Consider the following 22,457-nt stretch of genomic DNA (forward strand, 5'->3'; position numbering starts at 1 on the left):
GGCTTCCTCAGCCGTGCAATCGTTTCCGGGCGGCTTCGAAGATCGCCACCACCGCCGGATGCTTGAGGCGGCGCTCGACCGTGATCGCGTAGAAGCGCTGCTTCAATGACGGGATGGTCCCCACCACCTCCACGCGATACTGCCGCCTGATCTCCTGCTCCATCACCTCGACCGCCGGAAAGATCCCCCAGCCCGCCTGACCGAACGCCTTCAAGGTCGCGCTATCGTCGAACTCCCCGCGGATCGTGGGCCGGATGCCTTGTGCGTGAAACCAATCGTCCATGGAGCGGCGCAGCGCCGCGTTCCCCGCCGGCAGGAGGAACGGGGCCGCGTCCAGGGACGCCGGGAAGTGCGTGCGGTAGACGCGGGCGATCGGCCGAGTGGCGAACAAGGACACCGACGATTCGCCAATCAGGTGATTGAAGGCCTGCACCTTCACGGTGGGCGGAACCGGGGTGTCGGCCAGCACCATGTCCAGGCCGTGAATCGCGAGCTCGGCCAGGAGCCGGTCCAACTTGTCTTCCCAGCAGACGAGCTGAAGGCGTTGGGGAAGGGAGAAGGCGGCCTCCAGGATCCGTGAGGTGAGCAATTTCGGGATCGCGTCGGAAACCCCCACCAGCAACTTGGCCGGCCGGCCGGTGTCCCTCCCGTGCAAGGCGCTCGTCAACTCGTGCCCCAGCGAGAAGATTTCCTCGGCGTAGCGGTAGACGATGCGCCCGACCTCGGTCAGCACGAGCCGCCGCCCCGACCGCACGAAGAGCTGCTCGCCGAGCGCGTGTTCCAACGCTCGAATCTGGCCGCTGATCGTCGGCTGGGCCAGCCGCAGCTCGGTGCAGGCCCGGGCCACGCTGCCGTGCTTGGCCACCGACCAGAAGTAGAAAAGGTGGTGATAATTCAGCCAGGACATGGCCATCTCGTTCGCATCATACATCGGTTTTCTCGATGATGAGCACAGAAATTATCTATTTGTCGATGGATCCCCGTAAGACGTATTTTGAACCGCTTCAGACACGCGGTGCGGGCCGGCGTCCGGTCGAGCGGGCGGGCCCCACCGTGATTTCACCCTTTGCTGCTGAAAGGGAGGTAGCCATGGCGGCATACACTGTGACGATGATCCCCGGGGAAGGGACGGGCCCGGAAATCTGCGAGGCCGTCCGGATGGTCATCGATGCATCCGGCGTCCAGATCAAGTGGGAGTATGAAGACATCGGACTCGATTGCCTGGAGAAATACGGCACCCTGCTGCCGGAGAAGACCATGCAGTCGATCGCCAAGAACAAGGTGGCCTTGAAGGGGCCGACGACGACGCCGATCGGAACGGGGCACAAGAGCGCGAATGTGACGCTGCGCAAGGTCTTCGACCTGTATGCGAACGTCAGGCCGGTGAAGCTGATCCCCGCCCTGAAGCGGCCCTGGGACAAGCTCGACATCATCAATTTCCGCGAGAACACCGAGGACTCGTACGCCGCGATCGAGCACATGGTGTCCGATGAAGTGGCGCAGTGCCTCAAGGTGATCACCTGGCCCGGCTCGTACCGCATCGCCGATTTCGCCTTCCGGTGGGCTCGGAGCAACGGGCGCAAGAAGGTGTATTGCGTGCACAAGGCGAACATCATGAAGATGACGGACGGCCTCTTTCTCGAGGCGTTCCGCGCAGCCGCCAAGAAGTATCCGGACATCGAAAGCGGGGACATCATCGTCGACAACTGCTCCATGCAGCTCGTCCGGAATCCCGGGCAGTTCGACTGCCTCGTCCTGCCGAACCTCTACGGCGACATCCTGACCGACCTGTGCGCCGGGCTGATGGGCGGGCTGGGCTTTGCGCCGGGGGCGAACATCGGCGACAACTGCGCAATCTTCGAGGCGGTCCACGGCTCGGCGCCCAAGTACGCCGGCATGAAGAAGGTCAATCCCTCGGCGGTGTTGATCTCCGGCGTCATGATGCTCCGGTGGTTCGGCGAGAAACAGGCGGCCGACCGCATCGAAAAGGCCATGTACGCCGTGCTCAACGAAGGCAAGACCGTCACCTATGACGTGGGCGGGACCGCCAAGACCGATGAATATGCCCAGGCGATCATCGACAAGATGCACGCGATGCGGTAAAGGAGGACCTCATGCCGACGATTACACAGGAAGCGATCGCGACGAAGAAGAAGAAAACCGTCAAGTTGGTAGGCGTGGACCTCTACGTCATCACCGAGAACGGGATTCCGCAGTTCGACGAATACGGGCCGTTCAAGTGCGAGTTCATTTCGAACCGAGGCACCAAAGTGTGGCCGGGCTTCGTGAGCCCGGACCTCCTCATGGTCAACTGGTACCGTTGCCGGTTCATGGCGACCCGCGACATCACGGACGCCGACGTCAATGCGTTCCTGACCGAGTTGAGCAAGAAGTGGTGGTGGTCGGCTGCGCAAAAGCTCTGGAATTACGACGGCGAGCCGGGATTCAGTAAAGCCTACTGAGCCGGTGCGGCGGGGCGCGGGATCCCGCGCCCCGCCGCCCAGCCTTCGCCCGCCGGCACGCCTCGACTTCTCCCAAAAGACCTATCTCTCCCCGCTCCATGCGGCGATAGCCCTAACCGCTTGAGAATAAGGCCCATTTGCACCGGCCCTGCTTGACGCTACATTCCAGCGTCCCTTATAGTAGGCACTTCTCGGACCTTTGACCCGGAGAGGGAATGCAGGCCAACGGCGTCCGGCTGCTGGAAAAACCTGAACCAGATCCTTGGAAGATCGAGACGTATCTCGGCCATGGCGGCTACGAGGCCTGGCGGAAGTGCCTCGACGGGATGGGCCGAGAGGAGGTCGTCAACGAGATCAAGCGATCGGGGCTGCGGGGTCGCGGCGGTGCGGGCTTTCCCACGGGCATCAAGTGGGAAAAGGTGCTCAATCATCGGGTGAAAGAGCGCTATTTCGTTTGTAATGCCGGCGAGCACGAGCCGGGCACGTTCAAGGACCGCTTTCTCCTCAAACATTATCCACACCAATTGCTCGAAGGCTGCCTCATCGCCTCCTATTCGGTCCAGGCCAAAGCCTCCTTCATTTATGTCAACCACGAGTATCAGGAGGAGGAGCAGAACCTCAGGAAAGCGATCGAGCAGGCGCGGGCGAAGGGGTTGCTCGGGAAGAACATCCTCGGCACAGGGATCGACTTGGACATCGAGGTCTTCTCCGGACACGGGAGCTACGTGGCGGGAGAAGAAACCGCCATGCTCGAATCGATGCAAGGCCGTCCGGCCATGCCCAGGCAGAAGCCGCCCTTCTATCCCACGGACTTCGGCCTGTATGGCAAACCCACTCTGGTCAACAACGTCGAGACGCTCTGCAACATCCCGCGCATCTTACGGAACGGCGCGGCCTGGTTCATGCAAACTGGGACCGAGAAATGCCCGGGGACCATGCTGTTCTCCTTGAGCGGCGCCGTGAACAAGCCCGGCGTCTATGAGCTTCCGATGGGCACGCCGGTCCGCCGGTTGATCGAAGAGTGCGGGGGCGGCGTCCCCGGCGGCCGCAAGGTCAAGGCGGTGTTCCCCGGGGGGCCGGCGTTCTCGATGATCACCGCCGATCAGCTCGATCTCCCCATGGACTTCGACTCGCTCAAGAAGGCCGGCACCGGGCTCGGCTCGGCCGGCGTCATCGTCGTGGACGACGCCACCTGCATGGTCGCGCAGACGCTCAAGTTCTCCAATTTCTTCAAGCACGAGAGCTGCGGGCAATGTCCTCCGTGCCGAATGGGGACGATCAACCTCGCCACGCTGATGACGAAGATCGAGCAGGGCGAGGGAACGACCAAGGACCTCGACAGCCTGCTTCAGCTCTGCGGGTTCGTGAAGGGGACCGGCTACTGCACCCTGGTGACCGGGGCGGCCGTGCTGGTCCAGAGCAGCCTGAAGTTGTTCCGTTCGGAGTTCGAGGAGCACATCGCGCTCAAGCGGTGCCCCTATCAACCCGCGGCCGCGGCGTGTTCGTGACATGACCCGGCGGTTTGACGAGACTGGTATAATGATCCATGCCGAAAGTGACGTTTCTCCATTCTCAGGGCAGGAGCGGCGAGGTCCCGGTGCAGACCACCTTGCTCGACGCCGCAAAGGCGCTGGGATTTCCGTTGAATCACGACTGCGGCGGTAACGCGTCCTGCACCACGTGCCGCGTCGAGGTTCAAGCAGGCGGCGAGAACCTGTCGGAGATCGATTTCGACGAGCAAGATCTCCTGGATCGCGAAGCGCTCACCGAGCCGTGGCACCGGTTGGGCTGTCAGGCGCGGGTGCTCGGCGACGTGATCGTGCGGGTACCCGAACAGAAGTGGGAGGCCCCGGGGACCGTCGATCAGGAGAAGGTGGAGGACCTCAAGCGGGTGTTGGCGGATTTGGGCAAACTCAACTCATAAAGGAGACGCACATGGTTACGATCACCGCGGTCGCGGAGCAGAAGATCAAGGAGCTGATGGCAGAGGAGAAGGATGCGGTGGGCCTGCGGATCTATGTTCGCGGCGGCGGCTGCCATGGCTACCAGTACGGGATGGCCTTCGAGACCAAGATCGGCGAAGACGACAGCATCGTCGAAAAGGGCGACATCAAGGTGATCCTGGACTCCCAGAGCGCCCCGCTGCTGAGCGGCGCCGAAGTCGATTATGTAGACAGCCTGCAGGGCTCGGGCTTCGCGATCAAGAATCCGCAGGCCAAGACGACCTGCGGTTGCGGCAGCTCGTTTGCGACGTAAAGGTCTCTGACGTCACGGGCCGGGACTTTCCGCATCGGAGGGTCCCGGCTCGTTCGTTTCTGGAGGGGCACGGATGAAGACGGGGCCTGGGCGGGAATTCGTGAGCATGACGCGCCAGTACCGGTTTGCCGCGGCCCATCGCCTTCATTCCGATCGGCTGTCGGCCGAGGACAACCGGCGCGTGTTCGGCAAGTGCAACAACCCCAACGGTCACGGACACAACTATGTCCTGTCCGTCACGGTGCGCGGCGCCATCGATCCCTCGACCGCCCGGGTGACGGACCCCGGCACACTGGACCGCATCGTGACCGAAACAGTTCTCGACCGTTTCGACCACCGGGACCTGAACCTCGATCCCGGCTTTGCCGGCCGCGTCACGACCGGGGAAAACCTCGTGCGGTTCATCTGGGATCTCCTGGTCACCAAGATCCCGGGCGGCGAATTGGAGAAGATCGGGCTGGTGGAGACGCGCGACAACTATTTCGAATACGCCGGGGAGCACGAGACGTGAAGACCGTGAAGTCGAGAAAGAGCCATCCGCGGGCGGTGGAGGTCGCAGGAAACGGCCGCCCCACCGAGCTCCATGACATGGTCGAGCGGATGCTCGTCATGTTGGGCGAAGACCCGAAACGAAACGGGCTGCTCAAGACGCCGGAGCGCGTGGCGAAGGCCCTGCAGTTCATGACGGCTGGCTACACGCAGAACATCGACCATCTGCTCAACGGGGCTCTGTTCCCCATCGAGTACGACGAGATGGTGATCGTGAAGGACATCGACTTCTTCAGCATGTGCGAGCACCATCTCCTGCCGTTCTTCGGGCGCTGCCATGTCGGCTACATGCCGAACAAGCGCGTCGTCGGGCTGAGCAAGATTCCCAGGCTGGTGGACGCGTTCTCGCGGCGCCTTCAAGTGCAGGAGCGGCTCACCGTCCAAATCGCCGAGACGCTCCAGTCCAAGCTGAACGCGCACGGGGTGGCCGTGGTCATGGAAGCCCGCCATCTCTGCATGATGATGCGCGGGGTCGAGAAGCAGAACACCATCGCCGTGACGAGCTCGATGCTCGGCGTCTTTCGGTCCCAGCTGCAGACGCGCGAAGAGTTCCTCAAGCTGATCCGGCCCAGTTCGGACTGATCCCGCCCGCCGCCTGCCTCAACCGATTTCTTGAAGAAAGCTCGCCACGGCGTCGTTGAACCGGTCCGGCGCCTCGACATTGGCGAGATGCGCGGCCTCGGGGATCGTCACGAGTCGGGCCCCTGGAATGCCGGCGGCCATCAGCCGGGCGTCCGAGGGCGGGGTCGCACGATCCTCTTCCCCGACGAGGACCAAAGTGGGGCAGGCAATCGTGGCGAGCATCGGCGTGGAGTCCGGGCGGGCGGCCATCGCCTTGAGGTCGGCGGCGATCGTTGCGACCGGGGTGCCGAGGATGATCGATCGAACGCGCGCCACCAGGTCCGGACGGCCGTCGCGCGTCTTGGGGCTCAGCAGTTTCGGCAGCATCTCTTCGGCAACCGCCTCCGGGCCCCTCGTCTCCGCCGCCTCGATCATCTTGAATCGCCCTTCGCGCCCCTCCGGCGTGTCGGCCTGCGCCCGTGTGTCGGCGAGGATCAACGCCTTGAGGCGAGCAGCATGGCGGCGGCAAAAGGCGAAGGCGACGTACCCTCCCATCGAAAGCCCGGCGAGCACGGCCTGTGGAATCGAGAGGTGGGCCAGGAGGCCGTTCACGTCGTCGGCGAGATCGTCCAACGTGAACGGGCCCGTGAGCGGGGCCGACTCGCCATGACCCCGGAGGTCCAGCGCGATCACCCGGCAGCGGCGGGACAGAGCAGCACGCTGCGGGTCCCACATCGCCCGGCTGAGCGGAAACGCGTGAAGGAACACGATCGGGATCCCCCGGCCCTCGTCCGTGTACGCGAGCTCCACCCCGTTGATCGTGGCGATCATCTGCCTCCGCCGGCTGGGATCAACCAGCCGCTTGCTACCATAGCGCGTGAAATCGCGTCAAGGTCGACGGACCGGTTTGCGGCGCCCGGCTGCTTCCGGATACAATTTCACTACGTGCCCACTACTTGGGAGCCGTGATGCCCCGCCGCCCCGCCAAGCCGCCCGCCCCCGGCCTGTTCGCCCCGCACGACCGGAGCAGCGATCCCGACGCGCCGCTGGCCGAGCGAATGCGGCCCAAGAGCTTCGAGGACTTCGTCGGGCAGGACGAGATCCTCGCCCCGAATCGGCCCCTCCGCCGGGCCATCGAGACCGACACCCTCTCCTCCGTCATCCTCTGGGGCCCTCCGGGGTCGGGGAAGACCACGTTGGCGACGATCATCGCCAACCATACCAAGGCCGAATTCATTCCCTTCTCCGCGGTGACGAGCGGGATCGCCGACCTTCGCGAAGTCATCAGGGGGGCCGAGGAGCGCCGGGCATTGTCCGGACGCCGGACCATGCTCTTTGTCGACGAGATCCACCGCTTCAACAAGGCCCAGCAGGACGCCTTTCTCCCGCATGTCGAGCGCGGGACCGTGATCCTGCTCGGCGCCACGACCGAAAACCCGTCCTTCGAGGTCATCGCCCCCCTGCTGTCCCGCTCGATCGTCGTCGTGCTGCGGCCCCTGGGCGACGAGGCGATGGCTCGGATCATCGATCGTGCGCTGACGAGTGAGACCGGGCTCGCTCCGTACCGCGTCCATCTCACGGAGGAGGCGAAGCGCCGCCTGATCGCCTTCGGGAACGGCGATGCTCGGCTGGTCCTGACCGCCCTGGAGTTCATCGTTCGGCAGACGCCTCGGGACGCCGAGGGGCGGGTGGCGGTGACCGAGGCGGCGCTCGATGCCGCCATGCTGAAGAAGGCCCTCCGGTACGACCGGGCCGGCGAGGAGCACTACACGCTCATCTCGGCGTATATCAAGAGCCTGCGGGATTCGGATCCCGACGCGGCGCTCTATTGGCTCGCCCGGATGCTCGAGGGAGGGGAGGACCCGATCTTCATTGCCCGGCGCATGCTGATCTTCGCCTCCGAGGACGTGGGCAATGCCGATCCCCAGGCGATCATGGTGGCGAGCGCGGTGTTTCAGGCTGTGGAGCGGGTCGGATTACCGGAGGCGCAGATCAACCTCGCGCAGGGCACCACCTACCTGGCCACCGCCCCCAAGGACAATGCCTCCTACGTCGGGCTGCTCGAGGCGGTCGCCGACGCCAAGGAATACGGGAATCTTCCCGTCCCGCTACACCTCCGCAATGCCGTGACGTCGCTCATGCGGGATCTCGGATATGGGAAAGGCTATCGCTACGTCCACGACGACCCAGGGGCCAAGACGGAACAGCTCCATCTGCCGGAGCCATTGAAAGGGAAGCGCTATTACCGTCCGAAGCCTACGTAGCGGCGGCTAGGCGAGCCGGAAAAGGCCCTAGTCCCGCATTATTTATGACGGTTCGTGACGAAACCGCCGAGACGCCAGGCGAGACGGGCGCGCGGAGCCCCGAGCGGCCGAGGCGTACTTGAAAACCGTACGGTGAGGTCGTGAGGGGCGAGCCCGCCCGCTGGGTGCGCCGCACCCCAGCTTGTCGCAGCCAGCGTATCGGCGGTTGCAGTAGAAGCGTTCATAAATAATGCGGGCTAGATCGCTATAGACAAAGGGGTCTAAAGCGTTATACTGTTTGAAGCGCGAGGCGGAGATGGCGGACAAGACCAAAACCGACGAGCGACGGCGTCACCGGCGGGTCACCCTTGTGGGGCCGGCGTTGATCAGTGCGCCCAGCCGGTCCGGACGGGCCCTGAGCGCCGTGCTCGATAATGCCAACCGGCTCGGTGCCGGGTTCCATGCCCGCGAGCAGCTTCAGGTGAATGAAACCGTCTCGGTGACGATCGCCTTTCTCGACCAAGAGGGGGACGAGCAACAGGAGAAGCTCTCGGGGCGGGTGGCCTGGGTGCGGCCATGGGAGAAGGGCTACTTGATCGGTATCGTCTGGGATCAGATGATCACGAAAGAGCAGAACCGCTGGCTGTACTCCTACCTCAACGAAACCCTCAAAGAAACGGCGTAGTCACCCCGCCAAGCGTCGTCCGATCCTTCGACCACCCTCAGGACTCGGCAGTCAGCACGGACAGTCGGCCCCTCACCTGTTCCAGTTCCTGCGAGAGATCCGTCCACTTTGCGGTCAGACGATCCAGTTCCTGCTTCCAGCGTGAATGCTCCAGATGCAGCTCGTGCCACCGGTCGTAGTCCTCGTAGAGCGCCGGATCGGCCAGCTCCTGATCGCGCTGCTTGATGCGCGACTCCAGGTCGGCGATTTCCCCTTCGGCGCGCGCCACCTGCTTTTCCAGCCGCGCCTGCGTCTTGTTCAACTCCCGGCGATCGGCCGCCGCCGACTTGCCGGCCGGGGCCTCTGACCTCGGCGCCTTTCCATTGCTCGACGCCTGGCGCTGCTTCTGCGTGGGAGCCACCTCCTCCTTCGCCCCTTTGATTGATTCGAGCTCCTGCGTGCGCTTCCACAGGTAGTACTCGTAGTCGCCGTAATAATCGCGCGCCTGGCCGTTCTCGATCTCGACGACGCGCGTCGAGACGCGGGCGAGGAACGTGGGATCGTGAGAGATGAAGACGAGGGTGCCCGGAAAGTCGGTCAAGGCATCGGTGAGGATGTCCACGGACGCGGGATCGAGGTGGTTGGTCGGCTCGTCCAGGAGCAAGGTGTTCGCCGGTTCGACGAGCATCCTCGCCAGCGCGACCCGGTTGCGCTCGCCCCCGCTCAAGGCCTTGATCGGTTTCTTCTGGTCCGGCCCGGAGAAGAGGAACGCGCCCGCAATGCCACGGAGGAAGTTCATCTCGGCTTGCTTCGACACCTCGGCCAGCGATTCGAGGATCGTGTGCTCGGGGTTCAGGGTTTCCGCCTGGTGCTGAGCGAAGTAATGGAGGGTCACGCCATGCCCGACCGTGCGGGTGCCGGCCTCGATGGGCAGCACTCCGGCGAGAATCTTGAGCAGCGTGCTCTTGCCCGCGCCGTTTTCGCCGACCAGGGCGACCCGCTGACCGCGCTCGACCGAAAAATCCAGGGCCCGGTAGACGACGTTGGGGCCGTAGCTTTTCGCGACCCCGCGCAACTCGAACACCTGACGCCCGCTTGCGGCGGGCACCGGAAACTTGAACCGCACGCGCTTGGCGTCACGCGTCAGCTCGATGCGTTTGATCTTCTCGAGCTGCTTCAGGCGTGATTGGACCTGGCTCGCCTTGTTGGCCTGATAGCGGAAGCGATCGACGAACTTCTGCACGCGGGCGATTTCCTTGTCCTGCCGCTTGGCGGCCGCTTCGAGCGCCGCATCCCGCGCCTTCCGCTGCTCGATGAAGCTCGTATAGTTCCCGCGGTACTCCTGAATCGTCCGGTCGCGGATCTCCCAGATGTGGGTGGCAATCCGATCCAAGAACGCCGTGTCGTGGCTGATCACCAGCACGGTCATCCTCGATTGCAGGAGGAACTGCTCGAACCACGCCTGGGTGGGCTTGTCCAAGTGATTCGTCGGCTCGTCGAGCATGAGGACGTCGGGGTCGGAGAGCAGGAGATGGGCGAGCGCCACCCGCATGCGATAGCCGCCGGACAGGACCTCGACCGGCCGAGCGAAATCATGCTCGGCGAACCCCAACCCGGACAGGATGCGCTTGGCCTCGTGCTCCGGATACTGGTCGCGATGGGCGGCATCGAGGACGGTCTTCCCGGTCAGCGTTTCCAATTCCTGGGGGAGGTAGCCGAGCCGGAGCCGTGGTCGCTTCCGAATCGTGCCGTCGTCCGGCGACTCCTCGCCCAGGATCATCCGGATCAGCGTCGTCTTGCCCACCCCGTTCGGGCCCACCAATCCCGTCCGGGTGCCCGGGCGCAGATGCGCCGACGCGCCCTTGAACAGGACGCGGGAGGCGTATTGCTTGCTGATGTCTTCTATCTGCAACATGGCAAACTACTGGATCAACGCCACGACGACCGCTGAACGATGGGCCTGAATAGGCTGAATAATAGAGGAAGGTGAGGCCAAATGAAAAACGATGACTGGATGGCTACGAGGTCCGGACGTCGTTCAGGTCAGCCCTACGCTCCTGCGCGTCGTGATGTCGTTGTGTTGGTGGAGCTGGCGGGGATTGAACCCGCGACCTCGTGAATGCCATTCACGCGCGCTCCCAGCTGCGCCACAGCCCCACCCGTTGTTGTGCTGAGTGCTGAGTTATGAGTGCTGAGCGGTCAGGATAAAACGTACGCAATCTATCATGCGCCTGGAGGCCAGTCAACACGCGGAAGAGCCGCGGGCCGCACCCGTTCACGACGGCGATGCTCTCCGCCAGCCTCTAGGCCCCCCTTCCCTCGTCTCCCAAGTCGGCACTCAACGCTCTGCGCCTCTCTTAAGATTCGTCATTTCCTGTTCCCCGAACCAAGCACTTAGCACTCAAACTCAGCTCTTCTCCTCAGACCGGTCCGGTCGTCTCCTCTTGCTTGAAACTCAGCACTCAGCACTCAAAACTCAGCACTTCCGTGGGTCTCCCTGCTTGACAAAGCCCGCCAGCGGTCCCTAGTATGATGTCCGGCGCGGCTCTGACTGTTCTGGTCAGGGCCTTTTTTACGCGTCGTAACACCTCGGGTTCGACCGAGTCGGTCCAATGTTCAGAAGCCAGCCGGCGATCGCTCCGAACAACGACCACGACCGTATGAAGGAATAGGACGTGTGACGTCGCCGGCCGGGCCAGGCCCGTGCTGGATCGACGAATCTGACTGGTAGAGGTGTAGCGATGCCGAACGTCGTCGTGGTCGGAACCCAGTGGGGAGACGAGGGCAAGGGCAAGATCGTCGACATCTTGGCCCGAGATGCCCACGTGGTCGTCCGTTTTCAGGGCGGCTCCAACGCCGGCCATACCGTCGTGAACGGGCCGGATACCTATGTCTTCCATTTGATTCCCTCGGGAGTCCTGTACCGGGGGACGCTCTGCGTCATCGGGAACGGTACCGTCGTGGACCCCGGCGCCTTGATCGAAGAGCTCGATCAGCTTCATGCGAAGGGCATTCGCGTCGGGAAGAACTTCGCGATCAGCCAGCGCGCCCATCTGATCCTCCCGTATCACAAGGCCATCGACAAGGCGAGCGAGCAGTCGAAGGGCTCCCGGCGGATCGGGACGACCGGCCGCGGGATCGGGCCCTCGTATGCCGACAAGATGGCCCGGGTGGGGATCCGCGTGGGGGACCTGCTCTATCCGGCGCTGTTCCGCCGGAAGCTCGAAGAAAACCTGGTGGAGATGAACGAGCTGCTGAAGCGGGTGTACCAGGTCGAGGGATTCGAGCTGGAGAAGGTCTTTCAACAGTACATGACCTATGCCGAGCGGTTGAAGGGCTACATCACCGAGACCTCGCTCGTGCTCAACAAAGCGGTGAAGAGCGGGAAGAACGTCCTGTTCGAAGGGGCGCAAGGGACCCATCTCGACGTGGACCTCGGCACGTATCCCTATGTCACCTCGTCCAGCGCGGCCGCCGGCGGGGCCTGCACGGGGACCGGGGTCGGGCCGACCAGGATCGATGAGGTCATGGGCGTGGCCAAGGCGTACACCACCCGCGTGGGGAGCGGCCCGTTCCCCAGCGAGCTGACCGACGCGGTGGGCGGCGGCCTGCAGGAGCGCGGCAAGGAGTTTGGCTCGACGACCGGCCGGCCTCGGCGGTGCGGCTGGTTCGACGCGGTCGTCGTCCGCTATGCCACCCAGGTGAACGGCCTGACGTCGCTCGCGGTGACGAAGCTCGACGTGCTCGACGGCTGCCGGGAGATCAAGCTGTGCACCGGGTATCGGCACGGCGGGAAGCTCTATCGCGACATGCCGGCGGATCTGGACGTCTTGATGGAATGCCAGCCGGTCTATCAAACGATGCCGGGCTGGACGGCCTCGACCACCGGCGTGACCAAGTACGCGAAGCTGCCGCAGGAGGCGAAGCGGTACCTGAGCCGGATAGAGGAGGTGGCCGAGTGCCGCATCGACATGATCTCCACCGGCTCCAAGCGCGACGAGACCATCATCCTCCGGAATCCGCTCAAGCCCGGCCGAGCCACACGCGCCCGCTCGACAAAGAGGGGTTGACACGCCGAGCCCGCCGGTGTCAGCATCCCATCTCGCATCGAGCGTCTTGGCAGTGCGTTCAAAATGGCCGGTGACAAGGCCGCAGCAAACGAGACTCCGAGGCGTACCCGCTGCGGTACGTCGCAGGAGGTGAGTGCCGCGAGAACGCAGTCAGCGGTCATTTTCAACGCACTGCACGTGAGCCGCTAGCTCAGTAGGTAGAGCATCGCCCTTTTAAGGCGAGGGCCCTGGGTTCGAGTCCCAGGCGGCTCACCATTCTTTTTCACTCACTCCGGACCACCAGCCCCCCGGCATTCCTAGAGACCCTTCGGGTTCGATCATCCTGCCACTACGTCAGCACCCCGAGAAGGTAGACCGGGCAACCTCTTCCAATGTTTCCTGATAGCGTAGTCCCATAATCGAGGCATGATGGAAACATAATTCCGGCCAAGGCCAAATGGCCCTAGCCTAGTAGATCCGCCGCGCCCATCTAGCACCTCCGCGCCTCAGTCCAGTAGCTTTGAATATTCGTTTTCGATACACTGCTCCCCGGTTTTCATTAGGGCGGCTATGCCAACGCCGGAAGAGAAGGCACGAGCGCATATCGATCAGCTCTTGACGAAGGCCGGCTGGTCGGTCCAGGACTTCAAGGACGCCAATCTCACCGCTTCACGAGGCATCGCACTCCGTAACTTCCCGCTCGATCGGCCGCACGGGTTCGCCGATTATCTGCTCTACATCGATGGCAAAGCCGCCGGCGTGATCGAGGCGAAGCGGGAAGGCGCGACGCTCACCGGGGTCGAAATCCAGGCAGGGAAATACAGCCAAGGCCTCCCCTCGGGCCTACCCTCGTACATCCGCCCCCTGCCGTTTCTCTATCAGAGTACCGGCATCGAAACGCGGTTCACCAATGGTGTCGATCCGGAGCCGCGCAGCCGGCACGTCTTCTCGTTCCACAAGCCGGCCACTCTCGCCGAATGGTTGAGCCAGGCTGGCCTAGACGAGGTGGCCCCACTTCAGCACAATGTGGCCGCTCTTCGCATGCCCCAATACCAACGGCTCTCGACGCTTCGCGGGCGACTCCAGCAAATGCCGCCGCTGATCACAACCGGTCTATGGCCGGCGCAAGTACAAGCCATCACCAATCTTGAAAAGTCCCTCGCCGAAGACCGCCCCAGAGCCCTTATTCAAATGGCGACCGGCAGCGGCAAGACCTTTACGGCCATCAACTTCATTTATCGGCTCATCAAGTTTGCAGGCGCGCGGCGTGTCCTCTTCCTCGTCGACCGCGGCAATCTCGGTGACCAGACACTAAAAGAATTACAGCAGTACGTCTCTCCCTACAACAACTTCAAGTTCACCGAAGAATTCGTCGTACAGCGCCTCACGAGCAATCAGCTCGACACCACGGCACGCGTGTGCATCGGGACGATCCAGCGCCTCTACTCCATGCTCAAGGGGCGGGAACTAGCGGAAGAAGACGAGGAGGCATCAGTCTCCGGCCTCGAGCGGCTGTTCAAGAAGCCGGATCCGATCGAATACAACCCGGCCATTCCCATCGAAACCTTCGACGTGATCGTCACCGACGAATGCCATCGCTCCATCTACAATCTGTGGGCGCAGGTGCTCGAATACTTCGACGCCTACCTCATCGGCCTCACCGCCACGCCGAACAAACAGACCTTCGGCTTCTTCAATCAGAACCTCGTCATGGAATACAACCACGAACAGGCCGTGGCCGATGGCGTGAACGTGAACTACGACGTGTACCGAATCCGTACGGCCATCACACAAGCCGGCTCCGCCGTCGAGGCGGGCTACTACCTCGAAAAGCGCGACCGCGAGACCCGCGCCACGCGCTGGGAGCAGCTCGACGACGACTTCGCCTATGATCCCGACCAGCTCGACCGCGACGTGGTCGCGCCGGACCAGATCCGCACCATCATCAAGACGTTCAAAGAGAAGCTCTTCACCGAGATCTTCCCCGGCCGCACTTGGGTGCCCAAGACCCTCATCTTCGCCAAGGACGACTCCCACGCCGAGGACATCGTCAAGATCGTGCGTGAGGAATTCGGCAAGGGGAACGACTTCGCGCAGAAGATCACCTATCGCACCACCGGCGCCGACCCGAAGGAACTCATCAAAGCCTTTCGCGTCTCTCCATTACCCCGCATCGCCGTCACTGTGGACATGATCGCTACCGGCACCGACATCAAGCCGGTTGAAATCGTCCTCTTCATGCGCGCCGTCAAGTCCCGCACCTTCTTCGAACAGATGAAAGGCCGCGGCGTCCGCGTCATCAAGCCGGACGACCTCAAGAGCGTCACCCCCGACGCGCCAAGCAAAGACCATTTCGTGATTGTGGATGCCGTCGGCGTTTGCGAGCAGGACAAGACCGACGCCAGGCCGATGGAGAAAAAGCCCAGCGTCTCGTTCGACAAGCTGTTGCAGGCCGTGGCCTTGGGAAGCACCGACGAAGACGTGCTCACCAGCATCGCCGGCCGGCTCGCTCGCATGGAGCACCGCATCGCGAAGGAAGACGACCAGGCCATCGTCCAATCCAGCGGCGGCCTCTCGCTCAAGGACCTGAGCCGCCGATTGGTCGAAGCGGTGAATCCCGATCGGCAGGAAGAGCGGGCCAAGCAACAGTTCGGCACCGAGAAACCGAGCGAGCAGGAGATTCAGCAGGCAGCGGCCGCGCTCTTGCAGGAAGCAACCAAGCCGTTCCAGGACCCGAAGCTCCGCGAGCTGCTCATCGACATCAAGAAGAAGAACGAGCTGACCATCGACCACGTGAGCCAGGACCAGGTCATCGAAGCAGGCTTCAGCGCCGACGCTCTAAACCGCGCCCGCACGATCGTGCAATCATTCGAGCAGTTCATCGCACAGCACAAGGATGAAATCACCGCCTTGCAGATTCTCTACAGCAGGCCCTACAAGCAGCGCCTCACCTTCGAAAGCATCAAGCAACTGGCCGAGGCCATCGAAAAGCCGCCGTACCTCTGGAACGAATCACAGCTTTGGCAGGCCTATGCGGCACTGGAGAAGTCGAAGGTCAAAGGCGCCAGCGGCAAGCGGATTCTGACAGATCTGGTGTCCCTCGTCCGCTTCGCCATCCACCAGGACAACGAGCTGGTTCCTTTCCCCGAACGAGTCAATGCCAACTTCAACGCCTGGCTGGGGGAACAGGAAAGCCGAGGCAGGCGGTTCACCGAAGAACAGCGCCGCTGGCTCGAAATGATCCGCGACCATGCCGCAGCGAACCTAAGCATAGGGCCGGATGACTTCGAATACGCGCCGTTTGCCCAGGAAGGCGGATTGGGCAAGGCCCATCGATTGTTTCCGGAAGGCCTTCAGACCATAATAGAAGCCATGAATGTGGCCCTCGTGGCCTAGAGAGGAAGGGCGTTATGTCGACAGCTGAACGAATTTTCAAGGAGGCACAGAAGCTTCCGGACACACTCGCGCAGGAGGTGTTGGATTTCATCGAGTACATTGAAATCAAGCACGGACTCCGCGATCGGCTCACCGAAGAACTGAAGCAGGCGCAGGAACCGGCGATGCGCCATGTATGGGATAACCGGGATGATGAGATCTGGAATGGCGTGTAAGCCCGGGGACCTTGTCCTCATTCCCTTTCCCTACTCGGATCTTCAGTCAAGCAAGAGACGCCCCGTGTTGGTGTTAACTCCCCCGGATCGACACGCCGACTTCATCGGGCTGGCCATCACCTCCGTCGAACAACAGAATGCCGCCCTACAACTCGGGCCGACTCACTTAGTTGAAGGGACACTTCCCAAACTCTGTTGGATCAGATTTGACAAAGTCTTTACCCTTTCCGAGAGCAGCATCGTCAAAACCTTCGGCGCAGTGTCACCACAGACCATACAAGCGGTGTTGCAAGGACTCTGCTCAGTCGTCGGTTATGTCCGCAAATGATCCGCGGCCACGTCGCAGGCGAATCTCGGCATCGAGAAGGACGACTTTGAGCTGGCGCCGTTTGATCGGGAAGGTGGGTTAGGAAAGGTGCATCAGATCTTCGGTACTGAGCTGAACGAGATGATTGAACAATTGAATGGGGCATTAGCAGCGTAGGTATGTTGGACGACACCAAAACTAGGTGGCCACTGAAGCCATTGTCTGAAGTCGTGGACCTCAATCCACGCCTGGATAAGTCTGGCTATCGAGACGACCTCGAAGTATCGTTCGTGCCGATGGCTGCTGTTGAGGCTGGTAGTGGACGGATCGAAGTGTCCCAGACAAAACGCTTCGCTACGGTCAAAAAGGGATATACACCGTTTCGTGAGGGCGATGTCCTCTTCGCCAAGATTACGCCCTGCATGGAGAACGGGAAAATGGCGGTTGTGCCGAAGCTGACGAATGGCGTGGGGTTTGGCTCCACCGAGTTTCACGTTTTGCGCCCACGTCCTGGCATCGAGCCTAGGTACGTTTATCACTTCGTATCCAACATGAGCTTTCGTCGAGAGGCAGCGCACCACATGACTGGCGCGGTCGGCCAAAAGCGCGTGCCAACATCTTTCCTCGAAGATGCTTCAATTCCAGTTCCACCCTTCGATCAGCAACAGCTCCTCGTCGCGGAGATCGAAAAGCAGTTCTCCCGTCTCGGCGAAGCCGTCGCCTCGCTCAAGCGCATCAAAGCCAACCTCAAGCGGTACAAAGCCGCCGTCCTCAAAGCCGCCGTCGAAGGGAGGTTAACCGAAGATTGGCGCAAGCGGCATCCGGATGTTGAACCGGCCAGCAAACTGCTCGAACGCATTCTTGCCGAACGACGGGCGAACTGGAATGGTACGGGAAAGTACAAGGAGCCCGATGCTCCCATTGCTAATGACCTGCCGTCACTTCCTGAGGGATGGGAATGGGCATCTGCAGTCCAGTGTTGTGATGCTGTAGTGGATTGTCATAACAAGACTGCCCCTTATACATCCGCAGGCATTCTGCTAGTACGCACGAGCAATATTCGAGATGGCAAGCTGATTCTAGAAGACGTGAGATATGTAGATCAGCCCACCTATACGTTTTGGTCGAGGCGGTGTCCGCCAGCACCTGGAGACGTGCTTTTTACCCGGGAAGCACCGATGGGTGAAGCCGCAATTATTCCGCCAGGTTTAAAGCTTTGTATGGGACAGCGGATGATGCTTATGCGCCCATCAGGAGCAATTACAGCACTGTTCCTCCTTTATGCCTTGATGTCACCAATCATAAAACGAATCACTGACAGGACATCAGTAGGCTCTGGAGTGAAACACCTTCGTGTGGGGGATGCAGAGATACTGCCGGTACCAGTTCCGCCGAAAATCGAACAAGAGCAGATTGTGGCCGAAGTCGAGCGCCGCCTGTCCGTCATCGAGGAACTCGAAGCCACCGTCGAGGCCAATCTCACCCGCGCCGATCACCTGCGGCAGTCGGTTTTGACTCAAGCCTTTTCCGGGTCACTTAGGACGAGCTAATGGGGAAAATAAAGCACCCGCTTCAGTTCTCCCATCACTTTGAAGTTAGTCCCGCTAGACTTAGCGCGTTGGACGTTTTAGACCCAACGCTTAATGTGGATGCGAAATTATTTATTGACCCGCTGTTATTCAAAGGCAGTAAGCATCTTGAAATGCGGCAGGCAGATAGAACCTATAAAAAGTTTTTTGCCGATGTAATCAAATTACTTGTGGCAGCCAAGGCTGAAAGCGATATCGCCTGGCGAGCTGCTTACAAGAAGCTGCTATTTAAGGAAATAAAAGGAACATGTCTTGGTTATGGTGCAGCCTCAATCCATGGACGCGGACCTGGCCCCAAGCTGGCAAGGAGGCTAACGGCTACTGCTAAGGAAATTGTTGACCTTGGAATTCGCGATCCAGATCTTTTTATTTCTCTCCCTCTTCTCGAAGAAGATGTCGGGCCAGATTTAATTAGTGACATGGCTACAAGTATCATCCTTCCGAATCTTGTTCGGTTTAATGAACGAGTGCAAGAAACGCTCAAGGTTCCAAGAGAGAAGTTTGAATTTAACGGTTTCGACGCAAGCCTCGCGGTGAACCCTCTCGCGACACCTAGAACGCCAGTTCTGTTAGTTCCTAAAGACGTACTTCGGGATCTTCCAATTGCAAACGACTGGGATGATGTTTGCAGAGCAGCTCAAGAAACAGCTGAGCTGCGAGGTAAAGTCAATAGACTTATTGGGGAAATCTGGAAGGCTAAGACCAGGAAGGACAAGAAAGTTATTAGAGAACACGCCTTGGCAAGCCATGAAGCATTTAACACTCTGCTACAGACGATCCATCAAACCGTACCGTCGTCATATGATTTTGATTCCGATCCGGAAGGGCTTCTCGTTTGGAGGCGCATCCACGAGACGGTCGCAAAGGAATTTCCATTATCACTGAAAGCGCCAAAGTCTCTCGATCTAAATCAAGCAGATGAAGTTGTCTCTCAAATCATTACACAATTCCAACACCTGATTGAAGAAAGGGGGTTGTCTAAGGAGCTTTGGCATGATGGAAAACGCCGTAACGAGAAATCAGTGCAAAGGCTATTCTTTGCAGTTGCGGACAGCTACTGCAAGGCAAATAATCTTGATATTAGTCCGGAAGTGGACACGGGCACGGGCGAAGTAGATTTCAAATTCTCGCACGGCTACGCCACCCGGATACTCGTGGAGATCAAGTTATCGGATAACCCAAAAGTTGTTGGGGGATATGAAAGGCAATTGGAGACTTATAAGAAGGCAGAGCACACAATGCGAGCAACCTATGTCGTGATTGACGTCGGGAAGATGGGGAGAAAGGACAAGGAAATACTAAAGCTCCATGGTACACGCAAGAAAGAAGGGCTTCCAGTTTCGGAAATCGTGTTCATTGACGGCTTTGTTAAAGCCTCAGCAAGTAAGCTCTAGAGAGCATAGGATATGACTTCTGCAGGCATCGTCCAAAAACTCTGGAACTACTGCAACGTCCTGCGCGACGACGGCATGAGCTACGGCGACTACGTCGAGCAGTTGACGTATTTGCTGTTCCTCAAGATGGCCGACGAGCGGACGAAGCTGCCGTACAACCAGCCCAGCCCGATTCCTGACAAATATAGTTGGCAGAGCCTGCTCAAGAAGGATGGCGACGAGCTGTTCGACCACTACCGCCATACCCTGGAAAAGCTCGGCAGTGAGAAGGGCTTGCTCGGGCTGATCTTCAACAAGTCCCAGAACAAATTCCAGGACCCCGCCAAGCTGCGCCGCCTGATCGTGGATCTGATCGACAAGGAAGACTGGTCGGCGATGAGCGCCGACGTAAAGGGCGACGCCTACGAGGGACTGCTCCAAAAGAACGCCGAAGACGTGAAGGGGGGAGCGGGCCAGTACTTCACCCCGCGTCCGCTGATTGCTGCGATTGTGGATTGCATCGCTCCGAAACCAGGGGAAACCATCTGCGATCCGGCCTGCGGGACTGGAGGCTTCCTCCTCGCTGCTCATGACTATGTGGTAAAGCACAATCCGAATCTCACGAAAGCGCAGAAGAAGGCGCTGAAGGAGCAGGCGCTCCGCGGCTGTGAATTGGTGTACGCTGTCGCGCGCCTCTGTGCCATGAACCTGCTGCTACATGGCATCGGCAGCCAGGATTACGAGCCGATCATCGTGGCCGACTCATTGGCCGGCGATCCCGGCGATCGCTTTGACGTCGTGCTCACAAATCCCCCATTCGGCAAGAAGAGCAGCTACACCGTTGTCGGACAGGAGGGGGAAGTTTCCAAAGAACGCGAGACTTACGAGCGCGACGACTTCTGGGCGACGACCTCCAACAAGCAACTGAACTTTGTCCAGCATGTGAAGACGATCCTCGCGGTCAATGGTCGCGCTGCTGTTGTCGTACCGGACAACGTCCTCTTCGAAGGCGGAGCAGGGGAGACCGTCAGGCGCAAGCTCCTCCACGACTGCGACGTCCACACGCTGCTGCGCCTCCCAACCGGACTCTTCTATGCCCAAGGCGTGAAGGCCAATGTGCTGTTCTTCGACAAGAAGCCCGCAAGCGAAACGCCGTGGACCAAGAAGCTCTGGATCTACGACCTCCGCACCAACCAACACTTCACGCTCAAGACCAACCCGCTCAAGCGCGAGGACTTGGACGAGTTCGTGAAGTGCTACAACCCGGCGAATCGCCACGAGCGTAGACAAACCTGGTCCGAGAAGAAACCAGACGGCCGCTGGCGCGCCTACGATTACGACGACCTCGTCGCCCGCGACAAAGCCAGCCTCGACATCTTCTGGCTCAAAGACGAATCCCTCGAAGCCTCCGACAACCTCCCCGATCCCGACGTCATCGCCCAAGAAATCATCGACGATCTCGAGGCCGCCCTCGAACAGTTTCGCCTGATTGCCAACGATTTGAACGGTGCGGACAAGAAGGACAGCGTGAATACATGAGAAGGCCCAAGTCTGCAGTCTAACCGGTGTTTCTAGTCCACCGACCCGGGGGTTTCCTCGACCCCGAAGGGGTTTGACCTCATCAAATATCGTTTCGGATACAGCTGCGTATCTCACTGAATACGCTGTTGGCCGCATCCTCTTCCTCCCCCATATATCCATTATCTTGAGGGCGCAAGCCTTTCCAGTGCAGATCTTAGAGCACAGATCTTGCTCCACGTTCTGGCTCAGATGGTAAGGGGCCACGGTTGCATCAACGGTTTCCAAAGAAACGTGACCGAATGAGGGTGGTGCCATGATTAGGGAAGACTTGGAGCTTGGCAAGGTGTTGGTGATTCATGATTTCCTGTCCGCCGAAGAATGCGTGGCGCTGATTCGGCGCAGCGAGGCCCTCATCTACGAACATGGAACGGTCGCCGACGTCGTTATCGAGGAGGTCCGGAACAACGAGCGTGTATTGGTCGATGATGTCACTCTGGCCTCAGACCTGTTCCACCGCGCTGAACCGTTCTTACCCGCTGACATTGAAGGCCAGAGGCTTGTCGGGTTCAATGAACGGTGGCGCTTTTACCGTTATCGTCCCGGACAGACCTTCAAGCCTCATCGCGATGGCTCGTATCTGCGGATGAAGAGCTGGGAGGAAAGTCAGATGACGTTCATGATCTATCTCAACGATGAGATGACGGGTGGGGAAACCCGATTCTTCGCGGACATGAAGCAAGTAGTCCAGAAACGTTCGTACCTCTCGGTCCAGCCGAGGAAAGGGATGGCACTCGCGTTCTTACACTCCATCTGGCACGAGGGTGCCGTCGTGCAGAGCGGACAGAAGTACGTGCTGCGCACCGATGTCATGTATAAGCCAGAGGAAACTTTCGGTATCCAGGAGGAGCGTACTTCCTAACCGATCAAGTACTATTGCTGGCCAACAGTTCACTCCGCCTAAATCGGACCCGACTCCGACCCCGACGTCATCGCCTAGCAAATGACCTGGCAAACAGCCATTCCGGAAAGGCCGGGCGTCCTACAGATTAGTCCCCCTATGGCCTTTTCCCAGGCGATCGTCCTCTGGACGGCGCAGGACAAGGCCCCGAAATGACTGCGGCTGTAGCGTGGCTCCGTCCCGCCGCCCACGAACCAACTCACTCAATCGCAGCCGATCGTTGCCGCTGTTCTCCAAGACGCGCTCGAGCCGCGCACGTCGGGCGGTGAGGGGGAGCGTCGTGAGATCTTGCGAGAGCGACAATCTCATCGTCG

Annotated in this window: 21 protein-coding genes and 2 tRNA genes; 19 read left to right on the top strand and 4 right to left on the bottom strand. The window is 60.5% G+C overall.

Going from position 1 to position 22,457, the window contains the following annotated elements; all coding sequences use genetic code 11:
- Positions 1-7: 7 nt before the first annotated feature.
- Complete coding sequence (gene nhaR / locus ACWHYV_RS03295; protein WP_447979233.1) at positions 8-907, bottom strand: transcriptional activator NhaR; 900 nt, start codon at positions 905-907, stop codon at positions 8-10.
- Positions 908-1,089: 182 nt separating this feature from the next.
- Between nhaR and ACWHYV_RS03300 the strand changes: the two genes are divergently transcribed.
- The 7 genes from ACWHYV_RS03300 to folE all read left to right on the top strand — a co-directional run bounded on the left by ACWHYV_RS03300 (position 1,090) and on the right by folE (position 5,849).
- Positions 1,090-2,103 carry an isocitrate/isopropylmalate dehydrogenase family protein gene (locus ACWHYV_RS03300; protein ID WP_447979234.1) on the top strand — a complete coding sequence of 338 codons (1,014 nt, stop codon included), beginning with the start codon at positions 1,090-1,092 and terminating at the stop codon, positions 2,101-2,103.
- A gap of 11 nt (positions 2,104-2,114) precedes the next feature.
- On the top strand, positions 2,115-2,462 hold the full coding sequence (locus ACWHYV_RS03305) for an isocitrate dehydrogenase (RefSeq protein WP_447979235.1): 348 nt from the start codon (positions 2,115-2,117) through the stop codon (positions 2,460-2,462).
- A gap of 215 nt (positions 2,463-2,677) precedes the next feature.
- The gene (gene nuoF / locus ACWHYV_RS03310; RefSeq protein ID WP_447979236.1) at positions 2,678-3,970 is read left to right on the top strand and encodes an NADH-quinone oxidoreductase subunit NuoF; all 1,293 of its coding nucleotides are present in this window, start codon (positions 2,678-2,680) and stop codon (positions 3,968-3,970) included.
- Between the two features lie 38 nt (positions 3,971-4,008).
- Positions 4,009-4,386, top strand: coding sequence for a 2Fe-2S iron-sulfur cluster-binding protein (locus ACWHYV_RS03315; protein WP_447979237.1), 378 nt, complete (start codon positions 4,009-4,011; stop codon positions 4,384-4,386).
- An 11-nt stretch (positions 4,387-4,397) separates the two neighbouring features.
- Positions 4,398-4,718, top strand: coding sequence for an iron-sulfur cluster insertion protein ErpA (gene erpA / locus ACWHYV_RS03320; RefSeq protein ID WP_447979238.1), 321 nt, complete (start codon positions 4,398-4,400; stop codon positions 4,716-4,718).
- Between the two features lie 73 nt (positions 4,719-4,791).
- Complete coding sequence (locus tag ACWHYV_RS03325) at positions 4,792-5,229, top strand: 6-carboxytetrahydropterin synthase (protein ID WP_447979239.1); 438 nt, start codon at positions 4,792-4,794, stop codon at positions 5,227-5,229.
- 77 nt (positions 5,230-5,306) lie between these two features.
- Positions 5,307-5,849: a GTP cyclohydrolase I FolE gene (folE, locus tag ACWHYV_RS03330; RefSeq protein ID WP_447980680.1), complete on the top strand. Its 543-nt coding sequence runs from the start codon at positions 5,307-5,309 to the stop codon at positions 5,847-5,849.
- Positions 5,850-5,867: 18 nt separating this feature from the next.
- On the opposite strand, the gene ACWHYV_RS03335 is transcribed toward folE, so the two are convergent.
- Positions 5,868-6,659 carry an alpha/beta fold hydrolase gene (locus ACWHYV_RS03335; RefSeq protein ID WP_447979240.1) on the bottom strand — a complete coding sequence of 264 codons (792 nt, stop codon included), beginning with the start codon at positions 6,657-6,659 and terminating at the stop codon, positions 5,868-5,870.
- Positions 6,660-6,796: 137 nt separating this feature from the next.
- Between ACWHYV_RS03335 and ACWHYV_RS03340 the strand changes: the two genes are divergently transcribed.
- Positions 6,797-8,092 carry a replication-associated recombination protein A gene (locus ACWHYV_RS03340; protein ID WP_447979241.1) on the top strand — a complete coding sequence of 432 codons (1,296 nt, stop codon included), beginning with the start codon at positions 6,797-6,799 and terminating at the stop codon, positions 8,090-8,092.
- 295 nt (positions 8,093-8,387) lie between these two features.
- Entirely contained in the window at positions 8,388-8,756 is a 369-nt protein-coding gene (locus ACWHYV_RS03345; protein WP_447979242.1) for a PilZ domain-containing protein, read from the top strand.
- A gap of 37 nt (positions 8,757-8,793) precedes the next feature.
- On the opposite strand, the gene ACWHYV_RS03350 is transcribed toward ACWHYV_RS03345, so the two are convergent.
- Complete coding sequence (locus ACWHYV_RS03350; protein WP_447979243.1) at positions 8,794-10,650, bottom strand: ABC-F family ATP-binding cassette domain-containing protein; 1,857 nt, start codon at positions 10,648-10,650, stop codon at positions 8,794-8,796.
- A gap of 166 nt (positions 10,651-10,816) precedes the next feature.
- Positions 10,817-10,892: transfer RNA gene (locus ACWHYV_RS03355), tRNA-Ala, on the bottom strand.
- Between the two features lie 584 nt (positions 10,893-11,476).
- On the opposite strand from ACWHYV_RS03355, the gene ACWHYV_RS03360 reads away from it, so the two are divergent.
- The 10 genes from ACWHYV_RS03360 to ACWHYV_RS03405 all read left to right on the top strand — a co-directional run bounded on the left by ACWHYV_RS03360 (position 11,477) and on the right by ACWHYV_RS03405 (position 22,104).
- Positions 11,477-12,805, top strand: coding sequence for an adenylosuccinate synthase (locus tag ACWHYV_RS03360; RefSeq protein ID WP_447979244.1), 1,329 nt, complete (start codon positions 11,477-11,479; stop codon positions 12,803-12,805).
- A gap of 179 nt (positions 12,806-12,984) precedes the next feature.
- Positions 12,985-13,060, top strand: a tRNA-Lys gene (locus tag ACWHYV_RS03365).
- A gap of 294 nt (positions 13,061-13,354) precedes the next feature.
- Entirely contained in the window at positions 13,355-16,180 is a 2,826-nt protein-coding gene (locus ACWHYV_RS03370) for a type I restriction endonuclease subunit R (protein WP_447979245.1), read from the top strand.
- Between the two features lie 14 nt (positions 16,181-16,194).
- The gene (locus ACWHYV_RS03375; protein ID WP_447979246.1) at positions 16,195-16,395 is read left to right on the top strand and encodes a DUF2281 domain-containing protein; all 201 of its coding nucleotides are present in this window, start codon (positions 16,195-16,197) and stop codon (positions 16,393-16,395) included.
- Entirely contained in the window at positions 16,385-16,723 is a 339-nt protein-coding gene (locus ACWHYV_RS03380; RefSeq protein ID WP_447979247.1) for a type II toxin-antitoxin system PemK/MazF family toxin, read from the top strand. The genes ACWHYV_RS03375 and ACWHYV_RS03380 overlap by 11 nt, the downstream gene beginning before the upstream one ends.
- A 51-nt stretch (positions 16,724-16,774) precedes the next feature.
- The gene (locus ACWHYV_RS03385) at positions 16,775-16,879 is read left to right on the top strand and encodes a hypothetical protein (RefSeq protein ID WP_447980681.1); all 105 of its coding nucleotides are present in this window, start codon (positions 16,775-16,777) and stop codon (positions 16,877-16,879) included.
- A gap of 2 nt (positions 16,880-16,881) precedes the next feature.
- Positions 16,882-18,252, top strand: coding sequence for a restriction endonuclease subunit S (locus ACWHYV_RS03390; RefSeq protein ID WP_447979248.1), 1,371 nt, complete (start codon positions 16,882-16,884; stop codon positions 18,250-18,252).
- Positions 18,252-19,685 carry a hypothetical protein gene (locus ACWHYV_RS03395; protein ID WP_447979249.1) on the top strand — a complete coding sequence of 478 codons (1,434 nt, stop codon included), beginning with the start codon at positions 18,252-18,254 and terminating at the stop codon, positions 19,683-19,685. Before ACWHYV_RS03390 ends, ACWHYV_RS03395 begins: the two co-directional genes overlap by 1 nt.
- Positions 19,686-19,697: 12 nt before the next feature.
- Positions 19,698-21,203 carry a type I restriction-modification system subunit M gene (locus ACWHYV_RS03400; protein WP_447979250.1) on the top strand — a complete coding sequence of 502 codons (1,506 nt, stop codon included), beginning with the start codon at positions 19,698-19,700 and terminating at the stop codon, positions 21,201-21,203.
- Between the two features lie 295 nt (positions 21,204-21,498).
- On the top strand, positions 21,499-22,104 hold the full coding sequence (locus ACWHYV_RS03405; RefSeq protein ID WP_447979251.1) for a 2OG-Fe(II) oxygenase: 606 nt from the start codon (positions 21,499-21,501) through the stop codon (positions 22,102-22,104).
- Positions 22,105-22,457: the final 353 nt, after the last annotated feature.

The organism is Candidatus Nitrospira bockiana (assembly GCF_965152565.1).